At 67.3% G+C, this 17,786-nt stretch carries 16 protein-coding genes and 1 pseudogene; 8 read left to right on the top strand and 9 right to left on the bottom strand.

Annotated elements, in window-relative coordinates:
- Window positions 1–122 precede the first annotated feature (122 nt).
- From G6N20_RS21040 to G6N20_RS04930, 5 genes and pseudogenes are all read left to right on the top strand, one after another.
- Window positions 123–395: pseudogene (locus tag G6N20_RS21040) on the top strand (type II toxin-antitoxin system death-on-curing family toxin); the annotation flags it as partial.
- An 82-nt stretch (window positions 396–477) separates the two neighbouring features.
- Window positions 478–1,005: a nitroreductase family deazaflavin-dependent oxidoreductase gene (locus tag G6N20_RS04945; RefSeq protein WP_083046518.1), complete on the top strand. Its 528-nt coding sequence runs from the start codon at window positions 478–480 to the stop codon at window positions 1,003–1,005.
- A complete protein-coding gene (locus G6N20_RS04940; RefSeq protein ID WP_083046517.1) occupies window positions 1,002–4,064 on the top strand; it encodes an ATP-binding protein in 3,063 nt (1,020 codons plus the stop codon). The genes G6N20_RS04945 and G6N20_RS04940 overlap by 4 nt, the downstream gene beginning before the upstream one ends.
- Window positions 4,065–4,145: 81 nt before the next feature.
- A complete protein-coding gene (locus tag G6N20_RS21920) occupies window positions 4,146–4,397 on the top strand; it encodes an excalibur calcium-binding domain-containing protein (RefSeq protein ID WP_083046516.1) in 252 nt (83 codons plus the stop codon).
- Between the two features lie 147 nt (window positions 4,398–4,544).
- Window positions 4,545–5,924 (top strand): FAD-binding oxidoreductase, encoded by a 1,380-nt coding sequence (locus G6N20_RS04930; RefSeq protein ID WP_083046515.1) that lies wholly within the window; start codon window positions 4,545–4,547, stop codon window positions 5,922–5,924.
- A gap of 4 nt (window positions 5,925–5,928) precedes the next feature.
- Here G6N20_RS04930 and G6N20_RS04925 read toward each other — a convergent pair whose 3' ends face one another.
- From G6N20_RS04925 to G6N20_RS04915, 4 genes are read right to left on the bottom strand one after another with little or no spacing between them, the layout of a single operon-like run.
- Window positions 5,929–6,408 (bottom strand): type II toxin-antitoxin system VapC family toxin, encoded by a 480-nt coding sequence (locus tag G6N20_RS04925; protein WP_232065436.1) that lies wholly within the window; start codon window positions 6,406–6,408, stop codon window positions 5,929–5,931.
- The gene (locus G6N20_RS22115; RefSeq protein ID WP_083046513.1) at window positions 6,314–6,544 is read right to left on the bottom strand and encodes a FitA-like ribbon-helix-helix domain-containing protein; all 231 of its coding nucleotides are present in this window, start codon (window positions 6,542–6,544) and stop codon (window positions 6,314–6,316) included. The genes G6N20_RS04925 and G6N20_RS22115 overlap by 95 nt, the downstream gene beginning before the upstream one ends.
- Before the next feature lie 47 nt (window positions 6,545–6,591).
- Complete coding sequence (locus G6N20_RS04920) at window positions 6,592–7,281, bottom strand: mycothiol-dependent nitroreductase Rv2466c family protein (protein WP_142271883.1); 690 nt, start codon at window positions 7,279–7,281, stop codon at window positions 6,592–6,594.
- A gap of 51 nt (window positions 7,282–7,332) precedes the next feature.
- Window positions 7,333–7,767 carry a protease inhibitor I42 family protein gene (locus G6N20_RS04915; protein ID WP_083046511.1) on the bottom strand — a complete coding sequence of 145 codons (435 nt, stop codon included), beginning with the start codon at window positions 7,765–7,767 and terminating at the stop codon, window positions 7,333–7,335.
- 319 nt (window positions 7,768–8,086) lie between these two features.
- Here G6N20_RS04915 and G6N20_RS04910 point away from each other — a divergent pair, with 319 nt between their 5' ends.
- Both G6N20_RS04910 and G6N20_RS04905 read left to right on the top strand, forming a co-directional pair.
- Window positions 8,087–8,935, top strand: coding sequence for a sulfurtransferase (locus G6N20_RS04910; protein WP_083046510.1), 849 nt, complete (start codon window positions 8,087–8,089; stop codon window positions 8,933–8,935).
- A gap of 95 nt (window positions 8,936–9,030) precedes the next feature.
- Window positions 9,031–10,185, top strand: coding sequence for a MalY/PatB family protein (locus tag G6N20_RS04905; protein ID WP_083046509.1), 1,155 nt, complete (start codon window positions 9,031–9,033; stop codon window positions 10,183–10,185).
- 138 nt (window positions 10,186–10,323) lie between these two features.
- Here G6N20_RS04905 and G6N20_RS04900 read toward each other — a convergent pair whose 3' ends face one another.
- Window positions 10,324–10,485: a hypothetical protein gene (locus tag G6N20_RS04900; RefSeq protein ID WP_158084743.1), complete on the bottom strand. Its 162-nt coding sequence runs from the start codon at window positions 10,483–10,485 to the stop codon at window positions 10,324–10,326.
- Window positions 10,486–10,631: 146 nt separating this feature from the next.
- Between G6N20_RS04900 and G6N20_RS04895 the strand changes: the two genes are divergently transcribed.
- A complete protein-coding gene (locus G6N20_RS04895) occupies window positions 10,632–11,081 on the top strand; it encodes a DoxX family protein (protein ID WP_083046507.1) in 450 nt (149 codons plus the stop codon).
- Here G6N20_RS04895 and G6N20_RS04890 read toward each other — a convergent pair.
- From G6N20_RS04890 to G6N20_RS04875, 4 genes are all read right to left on the bottom strand, one after another.
- A complete protein-coding gene (locus G6N20_RS04890; RefSeq protein WP_083046506.1) occupies window positions 11,041–12,516 on the bottom strand; it encodes an Ig-like domain-containing protein in 1,476 nt (491 codons plus the stop codon). The genes G6N20_RS04895 and G6N20_RS04890 overlap by 41 nt on opposite strands.
- A 583-nt stretch (window positions 12,517–13,099) precedes the next feature.
- Window positions 13,100–15,376 (bottom strand): phosphoenolpyruvate synthase, encoded by a 2,277-nt coding sequence (ppsA, locus tag G6N20_RS04885; RefSeq protein WP_083046505.1) that lies wholly within the window; start codon window positions 15,374–15,376, stop codon window positions 13,100–13,102.
- Between the two features lie 8 nt (window positions 15,377–15,384).
- Complete coding sequence (locus tag G6N20_RS04880; RefSeq protein WP_083046504.1) at window positions 15,385–16,893, bottom strand: bifunctional aminoglycoside phosphotransferase/ATP-binding protein; 1,509 nt, start codon at window positions 16,891–16,893, stop codon at window positions 15,385–15,387.
- Window positions 16,894–16,897: 4 nt separating this feature from the next.
- A complete protein-coding gene (locus G6N20_RS04875) occupies window positions 16,898–17,773 on the bottom strand; it encodes a universal stress protein (protein WP_083046503.1) in 876 nt (291 codons plus the stop codon).
- Between the last annotated feature and the right edge of the window lie 13 nt (window positions 17,774–17,786).

Below are 17,786 nucleotides of genomic sequence, written 5' to 3'. Positions count from 1 at the left end.
CGATGCCCGTCGCGCACCCCCGACCGGGCGAACCTGCGAGCGCCACGTCCGCTACGTCCTCAGCGGACGCTATGGTGCCAACGACCGCACGACATCGGTCACCGGCGGTGAACGGTCATCTCCGCACGTCGGTATTCGATCGGGACGCCTGCCCAAGCCTGCACCTCAAGGCCGCCGCGCTCATGCACTCTTTGGCGCGGAATCACGTGCCGTCGACATGGAAACGAGCGACTCGCATGGACAGCCTGCCGGACATTCCTGGCGATCGACGGGCGTGGATCCGCGCTCCGCAGGACGACCGTTTCGAATTCGTCATCCAGGTCGCCGCGGGTATGATGCCCGATCTCGAGAAGATCGCCGAGCGACTATCCGCATGGAGCTACCCGGAGGGCTGAGTCGGGCGCCAGGGCTGGCCCTGTTGGCCGCGCGATGACAATTGACGCAGGCCCGCTGGCGTGGCAGGGGTAGGCTCAGCGGATGAGCAGGCGAGGATGGGCAGGCGTCCTACTCGCCGTCTTCGCCGGTGGTGTGGCGCCGATATGGTTGACGTTGTTGCTCAGGATCTTCCGACGAAACCGGGACCAGCTGCTCCGGTGTGGCACGTTTCGGACGTTCCTGAAGGGCTGCAACGACATGACCCGCAGCATCTCAGGGACCCGGCGGTCGTCGTTGGGGCTGCTCACCCACGTGGGGCGCCGCAGCGGGCGCAGCTACCAGACGTCGCTGGGCACGAACACCTTCGGTGACGGCTTCCTGGTGCCGTTGACGTACGGCGCGAGCACCGACTGGTACCGAAACCTGGTGGCCGCCGGAGTGGGCACGCTCACCTGGAAAGGTCGCAGCTATCGGGTAGAGCGGCCCGAGGTCATGTCCGGATCCACGCCGATGCGGGCGTGGCCGATGAGGTCGCGGATCATGTTGCAACTAGCCGGAATTCACGACTTCGTCTGGCTGCACCAAAGCCCGGTAAATGAGCGAATGCCGCACCGAGTGAGTCGGGTTTGACCGAGTTGCTGCCCACCGGAACGGTGACGCTGCTGTTGGCCGACGTCGAGGGCTCGACGCGGCTATGGGAAACGCTGCCCGAGCAGATGGCCGCCGCGCTCGCCCGGCTCAACCAGACGGTGACCGAGACCATCGAAGCCCACCATGGCGTGCGCCCGCTGGAACAGGGCGAGGGCGACAGCTTCGTGGCCGCGTTCGCCCGCGCCAGCGACGCGGTGGCCTGCGCCTTGGCGTTACAGCGCGCCTCTCCGGCACCGATCCGGCTGCGCATCGGGGTGCACACCGGCGAGATCCAGCTGCGCGACGAGGCCAACTACGCCGGTCCCACGATCAACCGCGCCGCACGGCTCCGCGACCTGGCCCATGGCGGCCAGACCGTGCTGTCGGGGGTCACCGAACTGCTGGTCATCGACCACCTACCCGACGGTGTGTGGCTGACCGAACTGGGCAGCTATCCGCTGCGTGATCTGCCGCGGCCCGAACGGGTGGTGCAGTTGTGCCATCCCGCCCTGCGCAACGAGTTCCCGCCGCTGCGCGTTCGCAATACGGTTGTCCTACATAATCTTCCGGCTCAACTGACCAGTTTCGTCGGGCGACGATCCGAACTGGCCCAGCTGCGTCGCATCGCCACCAGCAACCGGCTGGTCACCCTGACCGGGACCGGCGGCGCCGGCAAGACGCGGCTTTCCGTCGAGGTCGCCGCTGCGCTCAACACCGAGTTCGCCGACGGGGTGTGGTTTATCGGACTGGCTCCGATCACCGATCCCGTTGCGGTAACGGTCACCGTCGCACGCGCCCTGGACCTGCCCGATCAGCCCGGCCGCTCCCCCATGGACACCCTGCGGCATTTCATCGGCGAGAAGAGGATCCTGCTGCTGCTCAACAACTGCGAGCACCTGCTGGATGCGTGCCGGAGCCTGGTCGTCGAGCTGCTCAAAGCCTGCCCGCGGTTGACGATTCTGGCCACCAGCCGGGAACCACTCGGGGTGCCCGGCGAGCTGACCTGGCGGGTGCCATCGCTGTCGATCACCGACGAGGCCGTCGAGCTGTTCGCCGAACGCGCCCGCCATGTTCGTCCTGAATTCGTTGTGGACGAAGACAATATCGCGCTGGTGGAGGAGATCTGCCAGCGCCTCGACGGCATGCCGTTGGCGATCGAGCTGGCCGCAGCACGGGTTCGGGCGCTGTCGTTGCCCCAGATCGTCGATAGCCTGCATGACAGGTTTCACCTGTTGACCGGGGGTGCGCGGACGGCGGTGCCTCGACAGCAGACGCTGCGGGCTTCGATGGATTGGTCGCATGCGCTGCTCACCGAGCCCGAGCAAGTGTTGTTCCGCCGACTGGCGGTGTTTGCCGGCGGATTCGACCTGGATGCCGCCCAAACCGTGGGCGCCGCCAATGACGTGCAGCGCTACCAGCTACTCGACCAACTGAGCCTGTTGGTCGACAAATCATTGGTGGCCGCCGACGACACCGGCCAGGGAATGCGATACCGAATGCTAGAGACGGTACGCCAGTACGCCCAGGAAAGGCTGGACGAGTCGGGTGAGGCCGACCAGGTTCGCGCCCGCCACCGTGACCACTTCGCGGCCGCGGCCGCAGAGTTGGCGTCACGCGGCCACGCTTATGACGAGCAGCTGCTGGCCTGGGCGCGAGCCGAGATCGACAACCTGCGCGCCGCGTTCGCGTGGAGTAGAGCGAACTTCGACTTCGAGACGTCCCTGCGGCTCGTTTTGTCATTGCGCCCGTTGTGGTTACGGGGCGGTCGCGCCCTGGAGGCGCTGGCCGAGTTGGACGCCGGCCTGGCCGACGAGCGTAGCCCGAAGATGGCGCCGGCACTGTGGGCGCGCGCGGTGGCCCAGCGCAGCATCCTCGCCGCGTGGGTGGGAGTTCCGACGGACCTGGGGAAGACGCAGGAGGCCTTGGACATCGCGCGTGGGCTCGACGACCCAGCACTGCTCGCCCGAGCCCTGATCGCTCGCGGGATGCTTGCGCTCTACGGCACCGAGCCGTCGCGGCCGTACTTCGCCGAAGCGATCGATCTGGTCCGCACCGACGGCGACCAATGGGCCCTGTGTCAAATCTTCAGCTATCAGGCGACCGCGGGCTGTGTCGCCGGTGAACCGATCGCGGGTGGGGCGGCCGCCGGCGAAGGACTCGCCCTCGCCGACGCGATCGGTGACCGGTTCTTCTCGCGGGATTGCCGCGCGTGGCTGGGGTCCGCGCTGATGATGCGGGGAGAGCTCGCACAGGCCAGCCGGATCCTCGACACCGTGACCGACGAGGCCGAAGCGGCCGCGGACCACACCATGATGGTGTTCGGCCATGTTAGCCAAGCCGCGGTGCTCGCCTACCAGGGGCGCGCGGACGCCGCGCACACCGCGGCGCGATCCGCCCTGGCGGCCTCGGAGGCTATGGGCGGGTTCTCGGCGGACTCGGTGAATGCCGCGCTCGCTCAAGCCGCCTTGGCCTGCGGCGACGCCGTGTCCGCCCGACGGGCGTGCGAAATGGCCTGGCAGCACACCAATCCGCTGCGCGAAGCCTTCACCAGAAGCATCACTCCCATGGCCGAGGCGGTAGTGGCCTGCGGCGATCCGGCGACGGCGCGCCGCTGGGCAGACGACACCGTCGCGGTGGTCCAGGGCTGGCACAAGATGGTGGCGCTGACGGTACGGGCCGTTGCCGAGATCGCCCAGGGTGAGCAGGAACAGGCCGAGCACGACGCCCACGAGGCCCTGGCGATCGCTGCCCGCACCCAGGGGTATCTGCGGGTGGCCGACACCCTCGAGTGCCTCGGCCACCTGGCGTTCGACCGCGGTGCCCACTCGCACGCGGCGGGATTGTTGGGCGCGGCCCAAGCCATCCGACAGCGCATGGGGCATGCGCGCTTCCCGATGTATCAAGCCGGCCACGACGCCGTGCTGGCGTCTGTTCGGGAGGCATTGGGACAGAAGGACTTTGACCGCGCTTGGGCCACAGGTGCCGACCTATCCACCGAGGACGCGATCGCCTTCGCGCAACGCGGCCACGGCGAACTCGAGCGCAGCGGTTTTCGGTAGCTGTTCGGCGATTGTGTGCCCACCAATCCCCGCGTACGCTCCCAGACGTACGGTCAGGCATCCTTCACACGGAGCGGATCCATGACGGTTCGTACGCTTTGTGCGGCCGCAGCTATCGCGGCCGCCGCCTGCGGTGTGGCCGCAGGCGCCGCGCCGGCCGGCCGGGCGGAACCGGCCGACACAAGCTGCACCGAGATGAGCGCACACGGGACCTGTGTCTACCGGAATTGCACCGACGCGAAGGCGAACGGCAGATGCAACATTTCCCGCGATGACCCGGCCTATTGCCCCAAGCAGGACCGGGACAACGACGGCCTGGCCTGCGAGTGTTGAGCGGCGCGTTGTCGCGCCACGCAACGCGACCTCCCGCCGCACCCGACGTGGCCATACCAGCCGCACAGCTACCTACCGACCCCCCTGTGCCAGCTATAGAGTGAGTCGCTGTCGGCAGCTACCCAGCGCGAGAAGGTGAGGTCTTCGATGAGCGACATGGCGGCGCGGTTCGCGGAGATTGTCGGGAGCAACAACCTGCTGACCGGCGATGCGATCCCCGAGGACTATGCACACGACGAGGAGTTGACGAAGCCGCCGCAAAAGCCGGCCTACCTTGCCAGGCCGGCGAGCGCGGAAGAGGTTTCGAAGCTGCTGCAGGCCGCCTCGGAACGCGGCGTTCCAGTGACCGCCCGCGGGTCCGGGTGCGGCTTGTCGGGGGCGGCGCGGCCGCTGCCGGGTGGGCTGTTGATCGCTTTCGACCGAATGAATAAGGTCCTGGAGGTCGACGTGGTCAACCAGGTGGCCGTGGTCCAGCCTGGGGTGACGCTGACCGATCTGGACGCCGCAACCGTCGACCACGGGCTGGGCTACATGGTGTACCCGGGCGAGCTGTCCTCGAGTGTCGGCGGGAATGTCGGCACCAACGCCGGCGGGATGCGCGCAGTCAAGTACGGGATAGCCCGTCACAACGTGCTCGGGTTGCAGGCGGTGCTGCCAACCGGCGAGATCATCCGAACCGGCGGCAAAATCGCGAAGGTGTCCACCGGCTACGACCTCACCCAGCTGATTATCGGCTCGGAGGGAACCCTGGCCTTGGTCACCGAGGTGATCGTCAAGTTGCACCCGCGCCTCGAGCACAGCGCCAGCGTGCTCGCCCCGTTCGTCGACTTCGACCAGGTCATGGCGGCGGTGCCCAAGATCCTCGCCAGCGGGCTGGCGCCTGCCATCCTGGAGTACATCGACAACACGACCATGGCCTCACTCGTCTCGACCCAGAACCTGGAGCTGGGTGTTCCCGACAACATCCGTGACAGCTGCGAAGCGTATCTCCTTGTGGCGCTTGAGAACCGCTCCGCGGATCGGCTGTTCGAGGACATTGAGACCACGGGTGAGATGCTCGCGGAGTTGGGTGCGGTCGACGCCTACGTGCTCGAAGGAGGCTCGGCCCGTAAGCTGATCGAGGCGCGCGAGAAGGCGTTCTGGGCGGCGAAGGCGCTCGGCGCCGACGACATCATCGACACCGTCGTCCCGCGCGCGTCGATGCCGAAGTTCCTGTCCACCGCGCGCGGTCTGGCGGCCGCCGCCGGCGGCGCCGCCGTCGGTTGCGGGCACGCCGGTGATGGCAACGTGCACATGGCCATCGCGTGCAAGGATCCGGCGAAAAAGAAGAAGCTCATGACCGACATCTTCGCGCTCGCAATGGAGTTGGGTGGCGCGATCTCCGGCGAGCACGGCATCGGCCGCGCCAAGGTCCCCTACTTCCTCGAGCTCGAAGACCCGGCCAAGATCAGCCTGATGCGGCGAATCAAGCAGGGCTTCGACCCGGCGGGCATCCTCAACCCCGGCGTTGTCTTCGGCGACGCCTGAGCAGCTACCTGCCGCCGATGGCCGCGATCTCGCAGTGGACACCCGAAGCGCGTGACAGACGCGCGTCGGCGGTAACCAGCACGACCTGAAAAGCCTCAGCCAACGCAATGTATGCGGCATCGTACGGCGTAACGGTGTGCCGCAATTGCCATATTCGGTGGAGCAGCGGCCGATGCGAGAACCGACGCAACGGCAGATCCGCCAGATCGGCGACCGCACTGGCCGCCCGTCGAGCGGGCATCAGCCTCGCCGCAACCTGGCGGCACCACACCGAGACCACCTCGAGGTCGACGAGTTCGGGAGCCACCAGCGTTTCGCCCGCCAAGCGTTCCCGGGCATGTCGGCCGTCAGCCCGATCATCGCCCAACGCCACGGCCAATACGCTCGCGTCAACGACGATCACGTTCCGCCCGAACGTGATCAGCGGCGGCGTTAAACGACACCCGACCGCCACGGCGTGCGCCGAAGCGGTCGAAAACCTCATCCAGCGTGGGTTGATTCGCCTCGGCGATCAGCCGACTCCGAAGGTATTCCTGTAGTGATTGATGCGCGCGTGCGGCTCGCTCCCGGAGGACTCGGTGGGTGTCTTCGGGAACGTCCTTGATCTGTACGCTCGGCATGGCGCCATTTTGGCGCCGATAGCGCCACAATACAAGTGCGTTCGCCTCTAGCCTCCGGCGAGGCGGTCGATGTCGACGACCTCACCGCGATTGATGCTGACCCAATCGCGGCCGTCGAGATAGGGGCGCAGAGTCTGGGCGATCAGCTGAGCATCGGCCGATGACTTCGGCCGCTGAAGTTCGTATACGTGCGGCAGCCCGGCCATGCCGGTGACCACGTTCCATAGCTTCAGGGCGTCCTCGCCGGTCGGCGGATCCACCAGCACCGGGCCGAACAGGCACTGCCCGTTCATGAACAGCGTCGGCACGCCGAATCCGCCCGCGTCGACAACCCGCTGGTGTTCGGCACGGATCTCGTCGTGGGTGCTCGGATCCGCCAGCGCCGCGTCGAGAATCGTTGCTTCACAGCCGATTTCGCTCAGCAGACGTCGGGCGACCTCGGGGTCGTGCGGTTTGCCGCCCAGTGCGTGCAGCTGGTAACCGATAGCGGCGTACCACCGGTCGAGCAACGACATCTCCATTCGGCGTAGCAGCGCGCCGATCCGCATCAATGACCAGCCGTAAGACCAGTCGCGCTCCCACGGGTGTTTCTTGCCCTCGACGCGGTTGATCTCCTCCAGGCTGAAGAATCGCCAATTGACGGTGATGCCCAATCGGGTACGCACGTCGCGGATCCACACCGAGGTCTGGTAGGCGAACGGGCACATCGGGTCGAAGTGAAAATCCACCTCGGTGATCATCGGCTGACTCCTCTCCTACGCCCGAGGACGCACACCGCAGGCCGGTCGCTACTGCACTGTCACGTTCGCCGTGAAGGTGCATGTCGGCGAGGTATCGCCGCCGACGACGCTGGCATAACCGGCGACGATCGTGGTCTTTCCCGCCTTCAAAGCCGTGAACGTCCACACCTCGTTGCCCGGCGCTCCGACCCGATCGGTGTGTTGGCGCAGATACTCGTGGCCGGTTTGCTTCAGGATCGCGGAATCACCGATCTTCGGGTCGGCCGTCCACCGGTACGGGGTGCTGCGATTGGCCCCCAACATTACCTTCAGCGTGTCGCCCACCGACAACGTGACATCGCGGGTGATGGCGCTTTGCCGCAACACATCGTCCATCGAGACCTCGATGGTCTTGGTGGCTCCCTGGCTCGTGGTAGCGCAACCCGACCCCAACACCAGCGCTGCCGCAAGCACGGCGATGAGCACCGTCAGCCTGGTCTTCATCGGAACCACCCTTCGGATCGGTCCGCCTCTGCACAATAGTGCTGAGCCGAGCCCACGTCTGCCCGTGGTCCGGTAGCTTCGACGCCCATCCGCTCGACGCGGTCGAGGACTACGGGCACCGGCGGCGAGCTATGCTCGGCCCGGCCGACATCGACTGACGCGACACCGACCTGGCGCGCACGCCGCCACCTCCGCCGGCCGGTAGCACCATTCCGTGAGGTTCCCCGGCCGGGCCCGGGGTGGGACGGCCGGTCAGCGGAGGTGGGGCGGCGCGCGCGGTGACCGGCCGAATGGCTTAGCCTTCGATAGGCTCATTCGTGTGGGGGCACGCAATCAGGTCCTGATCAGCGCCGCAGAGCTGGCCGATTATATCCAATCCGGCAAACCGGTAACCATATTGGATGTGCGTTGGCGGCTCGACGAACCGGATGGGCGTCCGGCTTACCTGCAGGGTCACATCCCGGGCGCGGTGTATGTGTCCTTGGAGGACGAACTTAGCGATCACACGGTTTGCGGTCGTGGCCGACACCCGCTGCCGTCGGGGCGCAGCCTGCAGGCCGCCGCGCGTCGATGGGGCATTCGACGAGATCACCTGGTGGTGCCGTACGACGACTGGAATCGGGCCGGTTCGGCGCGCGCGTGGTGGGTGTTAACCGCGGCCGGGCTCGCCGACGTGCGCATCCTGGATGGTGGCCTGGCCGCGTGGCGGTCCGCCGGCGAGCGGTTGCAGACCGGCCCGGTAACACCCGAGCCCGGGAATGTGACTGTGCTGCACCATGATTTGTATGCCGGAGGCCGACCTACGTTGACGGCCGAACGATCCGGCAGCGTGACGCTGCTCGATGCGCGCGCGCCGGAACGTTTCCGCGGCGACGTCGAGCCCGTCGACAAGGTTGCCGGTCACATCCCCGGCGCGCGGAACCTGCCGAGCGGTGCGGTGTTGGCTTGCGACGGAACCTTTCTCGACGACGACGCGCTTGATCGCCTGCTGTCCAACCGCGGCATCGACCACGCCGACCCCGTGGGCGTCTATTGCGGCTCGGGTGTCACCGCCGCGATCACCGTCGCGGCGCTCGCGGCGGTGGGCCGTCAGGCAGCGCTGTATCCCGGCTCGTGGTCCGAGTGGAGTTCGGACCCAACCCGGCCCATCGCCCGCGGTGCTCGATAGCCGGGTTCGGCTGACTACCGTGGTTGTTCGTGAGCCCGATCCCTAATCCACTCGAAGAGCTAACACTGCAGCAGCTGCGAGCCCAGCGCACGAGCATGAAGTGGCGCGCGTACTCGGCCGACGTCTTGCCGCTGTGGGTCGCCGAGATGGATGTGAACCTGGCGCCGACGGTGGCCGAGGCCATCCATCGAGCCGTCGACAACGGCGACACCGGCTATCCGTATGGGACGGCGTATGCCGACGCGGTTGGCGAATTCGCTGCGCGGCGTTGGCAATGGAACGGGCTGGAGGTCAGCCGCACGGCCGTGGTCCCCGACGTCATGCTTGGCGTCGTCGAGATGCTCCGTCTGATCACCGACCGCGGTGACAGCGTCGTGGTGAACTCACCGGTCTACGCCCCGTTCTACGCCTTCGTGTCACATGACGGACGCCGCGTGGTCGAAGCGCCGTTGGCGAGCGACGGCCGCATTGATTTGGACGTGCTGGCACAAGCGTTTTCACACGCCCGCGGCTGCAGCGGCCGGGTCGCCTACTTGTTGTGCAATCCGCACAACCCAACCGGCTCGGTACACACCGCCGAGGAGCTGCGCGGGGTCGCCGAATGTGCCCGACGGTTCGGAGTCCGAGTGGTGTCGGACGAGATCCATGCTCCGCTCGTGCTGTCCGGGGCGCGATTCACCCCGTACCTGAGCGTCCCCGGCGCGGAAAACGCTTTCACCCTGATGTCGGCTTCCAAGGCGTGGAATCTGTGCGGACTCAAGGCGGCTCTGGCCATCGCCGGCCCCGAGGCGGCCGCCGACCTGCGCCGGATGCCCGAAGAAGTCGGTCACGGGCCCAGCCACCTGGGTGTCATCGCGCACACCGAGGCGTTCCGGACCGGCGGCGACTGGCTGGACGCGCTGCTGCGGGGTCTCGACGCGAACCGACGGTTGCTCGGCGATCTGGTCGCCCAGTACCTTCCCGGGGTGAAGTACCAATGGCCACAAGGCACGTACCTCGCCTGGCTGGATTGCCGAGGCCTCGGTTTCGACGACCCGGTCCCCGAGGGCCCGGCGGTGGTGTCCGATCTGTCCGGACCGGCCCGCTGGTTTCGTCACCACGCCCGGGTGGCACTCAGTTCCGGCCACGTCTTCGGAACCGGCGGCGCCGGGCACGTGCGCATGAACTTCGCGACCTCCCAAGCCATTTTGACCGAGGCCATATCACGGATGAGTCGGTCGCTGCGCGACCTTGCTGGCCAACGAGGTTAAACAAAGCGCGCTATCGACACGTGTCAGTATCGACACGTCAATGACGGAATATATCGATTGCGGTGCCACAGCCGCCCGACGCGCCTGGCCCACGGCGATTCCGTGCGGCCGCCCTCGATTCTGCAGATGGTCGCATGGCTACCGACGTTCGTCGTCGTCACCGGAATCGCGGGTCTGGTCACCGATTCCCTCGACGCCGTCCTCGGTGTCGTGCTGATCGTGGCCGGCAGCGTGGCCTCGGGGGTCATGGCGAAGGGACGATCCGACGCCGACCGGGTCGTCGACATCTACCAGCACCACGCCGCCAGCCAACGTAACGACCCGATGCGCGGGCACCCGCCCGGTCGATCACGTTTTCGCGGACTTGGCGCCCGGTCGCGCGCCGCCGAGAATGGCCGAAGCGTTTCGCCTCGGACGGCAACGTCGGCAGGCGACACAATGTCACCATGACCACCACACCGACAGTTGAGCGCGACCCCATCCAGCGGACCGCATACCGAATCGCGGCGCTGCTGATCGGCGTTGGCACCACCCACTTTGTGGTACCCAAGCCGTTCGACGAGATCATCCCCGCCGAGCTGCCCGGAGACCCGCGGTTGTACACCTACGCATCGGGAGCCGCCGAAGTATCCATCGGGACGCTGCTGTTGATGCGACGCACCCGGCGATTCGGCGCGCTGGCGGCCGCCGCGCTGTTCATCGCGGTCTTCCCGGCGAACATCAACATGGTCCGACTGTGGTGGCACAAGCCCTGGCCGATGCGCATCATCGCGTTGGCCCGGCTGCCGCTACAGACGCCGATGATCACCGCCGCGCTCAGGGTCTGGCGCAACAGCGCCGGTGCGGCGCCGTTCGTTACGGACCGGCCACGTTGTCGACGGTGTACTGGAAGGTGACCATCGGTGGGCTGTGATCCGATAGCGGCTCCCCTTGGGAATTGAAGAACTTCGGCGCCTCGTTGGCGTAGGCGGTGGCGTTCAGCGTCACTCCCTGGCCGCTCCGATAGAAGATCTTGTCGAGCAGCTCGCATTGGTTGCCGACCATGCACACGGGCGCGTTGGTCGGCGTGATGCCGCCGTACTCCAACTGCACCCAGGCGTCGGTGAGTCCATTGGCATTGGCAAAGGCGGTCACGATGCCTCCGGGCTCGGAGTACCGGGCGTTGAAGTCGCCGGTGACGATGACCGCGCGGCCCGCCGAGTTCTGCTGGATGTAATTGCTGATCTGGTTGAGGTTGTCGGCGGTGAACACCCCACCGCCGGTGTTGGTGTGCAGGTTGTAGAGGTCGATCGTTTCGCCGCCCGGCATTTGCAGCTGGCTGTAGCTGAAGCCCTTTGCGGTCAGGCAGTTGTCGGCGCTGCACTGCCACCACGTCTGCCGGTCAAGCCTCTTCACCTTGAACTGCGCGAGGGTGTTGAGCCCATCGGAGAAGGGCACACCGATGGGCCACAGCAAGGTCGGCGGGCTGGGCGGTGTTTGGCTGGCCATCGTGGACTTCTTGATCAGGAAATCGTGATAGGCGAAGTCCTCCTGGACGTTGGCGACATAGTAGGCGTTGAGCCGCTGGCCAATCTCTTTGGTGTACAAGAAGCGCGGCAGAATTGCGCTGGACAGCGGGAAGGGCAGCCCCGCGATGTTGTAGGTCAAGATGCTGAAGTCACCGCTGATGGTCGTGGTCGGGGTCGCGCCCACAAAGACGGTCACGGTGGCGACGTCGTCGTGCCCGTGAAAGGGACCCAGATACCCGGCGATACCATGCACGTGCAGGCTGGTGTCATCGCTGACGGCGACGGTGAAGGTGTCGCTGCCAACAAACGTCGGATCGGCGGTATAGGTGAAGCTGGCGGTTTGCTGGTCGATGGACACGATGCCGTGCTGCGGTCCACCGGGGGTGCCGCGCGGGTTCACCGAGAAGGTCATCCGGTTGCCGTCGGGGTCGTAGGCCTGAAACGCGACCGGCCCGGTGCTGCCGCCCATGGGGATGCTGACTTGTTGCGGGGTAGCGACGGGAGTGCGGTTGAAGATGACGGGCACAACTCCGTTACGCACCGCGGCCAGAAAGTCGATCACCGCATTGAGCAGATCGTCGGGGATGTTGGCGGGGTCGACCTGGTGCACGCTGGCCCCCGGCAGGCTGGCGCCGGGGATCGCAGCCCATGCGGTGTATGACCCACCCGAGGGTGCGGCCATCTCCGCCCACGAATCGCTGCCCGAGGAACCCGAATCCGTTGGGGCGCCATGACCGATCGCCGGGCAGGTCGCCACCGCCACCCCTACCCCGAGCACGCCCGCCAACGCCCCAACCCGGCCGATACCCCTGGCGAAACCCATGGATTCTCCTCGTGTGTCCACTGGTGAAGGCGTTGATCGGGTGAACGGTTGATGATTGTCGTGCCGGTAACGTGCAGCGAAGTGTGCAGCGTCGCCAAAGCGATTGTCAACACTGCCCTTTGGGCTCTCGCTGCCCTTCGACCCATGTTGCGGAATCATTCAGCACGTGACCCCACCCGCCGAAGTGACTCGCCGGCCGCAGCCGGCTCGCCCGCCGCGGCGTTTCCCGCAACCCTTGCACCCGGATCTCGGCCCGGCATTGAAATTCCAATGATTACAACACGATCCGAAGTCTCGGGATCCCCAGACGGACGATCGCCGCGCACCCAGGGTGCTCGCTTCCCGCGGGGAGGCTTGGGAGGCCCCTGACCGATGGGAGTCACCGCGCGCGGTGACGTTGGCTCGCCAGCCGATTCGGCACGACCTGCGTCGTGACCGAAGGTTGGCGAGATCGTAAGGCGGCCGCGCTCGTGTCGTGACGCCACAGTGGTTGTGCCGTGACCGAAATGCGGTCGAGCCGTGATGAATAGCCGAGGTTTGCTGCAAATGCGATCCAGCCCACCGACAACCGCTGACGTGGCGGTTACCCCCCAGCGCGCGCCGATTCCAGCAGCACCCGGCGCTCGGCGGCGGCCACCGCCCGCCGGGTGGCGGCGACCGCGTCCGGGTTGACCGACACCGAGGTGATGCCCATGCGCACCAGATGTTCGGCAAACGCCGGGTTCGTCGACGGCGCCTGACCGCACAACGACGAGGTGATGCCGTGCTTGCGCGCGGTCGCCACGATGCGGCCGATGGCATCGAGCACCGCGCCATCGGCCTCGTCGAACAGCTCGGCGCACATATCGGAATCGCGGTCGACCCCCAGGATCAGTTGGGTGAGGTCGTTGCTGCCGATCGACACCCCGTCCACACCCATCCCGATGTACTGCGGAAGCCAGTAGGTCACCGAGGGCACCTCGGCCATCACCCAGCGATGCAGGCCGCGTTGAGCGCCCAGCGGACTGGCATCGACCAGGGCAAGGCAGGCCTCCAATTCCCATCGCGTCCGCACGAACGGGATCATCAGATGCACGTTGGGGTTCTGCTCGCGCACCCGAGCCAACGCCTGCAGTTCCAGCGCGAACAGGTCGGGCTCCTTGACGTAGCGGTAGCACCCGCGATACCCGATCATCGGGTTGTGCTCGACCGGCTCGTAGGCTTCCCCACCGCGCAAGCCCCGGAACTCGTTGCTGCGGAAATCGGTGGCCCGGTAGATGACCGGCCGGGTGCCGAAGGCCGCGGCGATCCGACCGATGGAGGCCACCATGGCGTCGACCATCGTGTCCTGCTCGCCACGGGCCATCAGGTCGCGCGGATGTCGCCCGGAAAGCGCTTCGGTGAGGAGGAATTCGGCGCGCAGCAAACCCACACCGTCGGCGTCCTGCGCGGCGACGGCTTCGGCCGTGTCGGGCATGGCCAGGTTGACATAAATCTTGGTGCCGGTCGGTTCGCCGACGAGCGCGCTGGCGGGCGGTGCGGGCGGGGCGACCCGTGCCTGCGGGCCTGCGCTGCCGGCGCCGACGTAGCCACGGGAGCCGTTCACGGTGACCGTCTGCCCGTCATGCAGCACCGTCGTCGCGCCCCGCGCACCCACCACGCAGGGAACCCCGAGCTCGCGCGCGACGATGGCGGCGTGGCAGGTCATGCCGCCGGTCTCGGTCACCAGCGCGGCCGCCCGGCGGATGGCCGGCAGCCAGTCCGGATTCGTCATCGGGGCGACCAGAATTTCGTTGTCCTGCAACCGGTTGCCCTCCTGCGGGGTGTGCAGCACCCGCACCCGACCAGACGCCGAACCGGGCGCCGCGGGCAGTCCGCGGACCAGCACACCGCCGAATCCGTTGGTGCCCACCGTGGTAATGGGTCTTGCTTGCACCAGCCAGGTCTTGCCGGAGGCGATCGCCCATTCCACGTCTTGCGGGCAGCCATGGTGGGCTTCGGCGGCGATCACCAGTTCGGCGACCCGGCGCAACGCGTCGTCGTCCAGGACGCGCGCTTCGGCTTGTGCGGCACCCAATTCGACGATGGCGTCGTGGCCGTCGGGACCGCGCTCGATCTTGAAGGCCTGGTGGCCGATCTTGGCGTCGAGCACACGCAGCGTCTTCTTGTCGACGACATAGGTGTCGGGCTGGACCTTTCCGGACACCACAACTTCGCCCAAACCCACCGCGGCCTCGATGACGATATGGTCCCGCTCGCCGGTGCTGGGATCGATGCTGAACGCCACGCCGGCCCGTTCGGAGGCGACCATCCGTTGGACGACAACGGCCATCGCCGGATCGGCGACGAACCCGCGGCTGGCTCGGTAGCTGATGACCCGCGGGGTGAACAGCGAAGCCCAGCATCGCTTGACCGCTTCGACCAGGGCGTCCTCACCCGTCACGTTCGTCAGCGTTTGGTTCATCCCGGCAAAGGATGCGTCGCGACCATCCTCACCGGTGGCCGACGAGCGCACCGCCACCGCGCAATCGGGCCCCAGCGCCCGGTAGGACGCGAGCAGCTGGTCACGCACCTGGTCACTCAAACCGGCCTTGGTCACCAGGTTCTGCATGCGCTGACAAAGCTCCGCCAGCCGCGCGCCCGTGTCGACCTGCGCCAGTGCCTCGCGATGCAGGGCGGCAAGCTCCGCGGCGACTCCGCCGGCTTGCATCGAGGACAGGTAGCCGCTGCGCAGCACGACGAAGCCCGGCGGTACCGGAAGGCCGGCCGCGACCAGCTCGCCCAGGTTGGCCCCCTTACCCCCGGCCTCCTCGGCATCCTCGCGCAGACGCAACGCCGAGATGTCGGCGACATGGCTGGTGGCTAAGGTGTTCGCTGACATGGCTCCTCCTAAACGGCTTGACGCCAGAAATCGTGGGCCTCGCGCACCGAGTGGTCCAGCGGCCGCGCGGTGTCCATCCGGTGTGCGCTGTCCCAGCCGTGATAGTGCGCCGCTAACGCCGCGGCGATCTGCGGGGTCGCATCGGAACTGCCGGGCTGCCGGGTGGTGACCCGGCCGGCTGCGGTGTCGACCGCCGCGGTGCACCACAGTTCCAGCACCGCCGAATGCGTCTGGGCGGCAAGGCGATGAGCCTGCGCGCGAGTTCGCCGATCGCGCCAGCTGCCGTCCAGGATCACCGAGTGCCCATTGCCCAACCAGCCACCCGCGCGGCGCAACGCTTCCTGGTAGACGGTTGCGACGTTGTCCGGGCTGTACAACCCGGCGTTCAAGACCCCGGGATCCCCGGCAATGGTGCCCGATTCCCGTAGTTCCCGGCGTACGTCGTCGGTTGAGATAACCTGCGCGCCAACGTTTTCGGCAAGGGCGCGGGACAGGGTCGACTTGCCGGTGCCCGGGGCGCCGCCGATGAGCGCCAACCGGATGGCGCCGTCGCACAGGTGTTGGGTCGCCATGGCGAGATGCCGTGCGGCGTCCGCCGCGGCCTCCGGCTTGCCCTGCGACAGTCGCACACAGTCCACCTTCGCCCGCACCACCGCACGGTAGGCGATGTAGAAATCCCGCAGCGACGACGGCGCCCGGTCGCCCGAGTGCGCGAGGTAGCGCTCCAGGAAGTAGTCGCCAAGGTCTTTGCGGCCCAAGAACTCCAGGTCCATCGCCAGGAACGCGGCGTCATCGACGCGGTCGACGTGGCGCAGCGCGTCGTCGAACTCCAGGCAGTCCAGCAGCGCCGGCCGCGGGTGCACGCAGAAAATGTCATCGGCCAGCAGGTCGCCGTGGCCGTCGACGATGCAGCCTTCGTCGATGCGGCGGGTGAAAAGCGGGGCGCGGCCGGAGACGAATTCGGCGGCCAGGTGCGCGATGCGCTCGATCGACTCGTGCCAGCCTCCCGGGACCGTCACCTGCGGGTAACCGCGCAGCGCCGACAGGTTCTCCCGCCAGCGTTGGCCGATCGCGCGCCCCTCACCCTGGGCGCTGATCGCCGGCCCGCGGTCGGCGCGCTCGTGGAAGCGCGCCAGCACACCGGCGATGCCGTCCAGGACAGGCTGGACGGGCTGTCCGCGGCTGACCATGGACGCCAACCGCTCGTCGTCGCGATAGCGCCGCATGACGACGATCGGTTCCGCGGGACCCCCGCCGGGGTCGCTGAGATGGGCGACGCCCAGATAACTCGCGGCAGACAACCGGCTGTTCAACTCGACTTCCCGGAGACACGCGCGCTCGCGCCGCTGCGGTGTGCGGAAATCGAGGAAGTCGGTCACCACCGGCTTCTTCGCCTTGTACGCGCGATCGCCGACCAGCACCACCACACCCGTGTGGGTTTCGTGGACATCGATGTAGGGCACCGCGGCCGTGTTCGGTGACTCGGCGGGCCTTTCGGCGGTAATCGCGGCCTCCATTGCTCTAGGACGGCCGCGCAACGATGACCGGCGTGCGGACCGAGTGAACGACGGCATTGCTGACCGAGCCCAGCAGCATACCGCTCAGCCCGCCTCGGCCGTGGCTGCCCACCACGACAAGCTGAGCGGATTCCGACTCCTCGATCAGCTCGCGACCCGGGTGATCGAAGACGACGAGGCGGCGCACCTCGACATCCGGGTAACGCTCTTGCCAGCCCGCCAGATACTCCGACAGGCTCCGTTGTGCTTCCGATTTCCAATCCAGCCAAGGGCGTTCGAACACCGCGACGTCGCTCCAGGCGTGCAGTGCGGTGAGCCCGACGCGGCGGCGCGACGCTTCGTCGAACGCGATGGCGGCCGCGCGCTGCGACGCCGGCGAGCAATCGATGCCCACCAGCACGGGAGCCAGCTCGGGATGGGCCATCGACGGTTGCTCGTCGCGAATCACCGCGACCGGACAACTCGCAGTGCGCACCACCCCGGAACTGACCGAACCCAGCAGAACCCGGCCGACGGCGCCGCGCCCGGTGCAGCCCACCACCACCAGCTCTGCCTGCCGGGAAAGCTCGGCCAGTGTCGGCACCGGTGGTGAATACCTCAGCTCGCTGCCGATGGCGATCGGCCGGTCGGTCGCCACCACGTCTTCGGCGAGCTTGACCGCGTGCTGCAGCGCCTGTCGGCCGTCCTGCTCCTGCCATGCCGCCATGTCCGCCGACGCCATGTCCGGGCGCATCGGCACGGCCGCGTTCACCGCATGGACCACGGTCAGCGGGACATGCCGCAGCGCCGCCTCCCGCGCCGCCCAACAGACGGCGGCGTTGGACGCGGCCGACCCGTCGACGCCGACGACGATGCCATGACGTTTCAGGGGTGTGGACATTTCCGTTCTCCCT

The sequence above is a fragment of the Mycobacterium shinjukuense genome, from assembly GCF_010730055.1.
GTDB lineage: Bacteria > Actinomycetota > Actinomycetes > Mycobacteriales > Mycobacteriaceae > Mycobacterium > Mycobacterium shinjukuense.
This window is presented reverse-complemented; position numbering and strand designations above follow the sequence as displayed.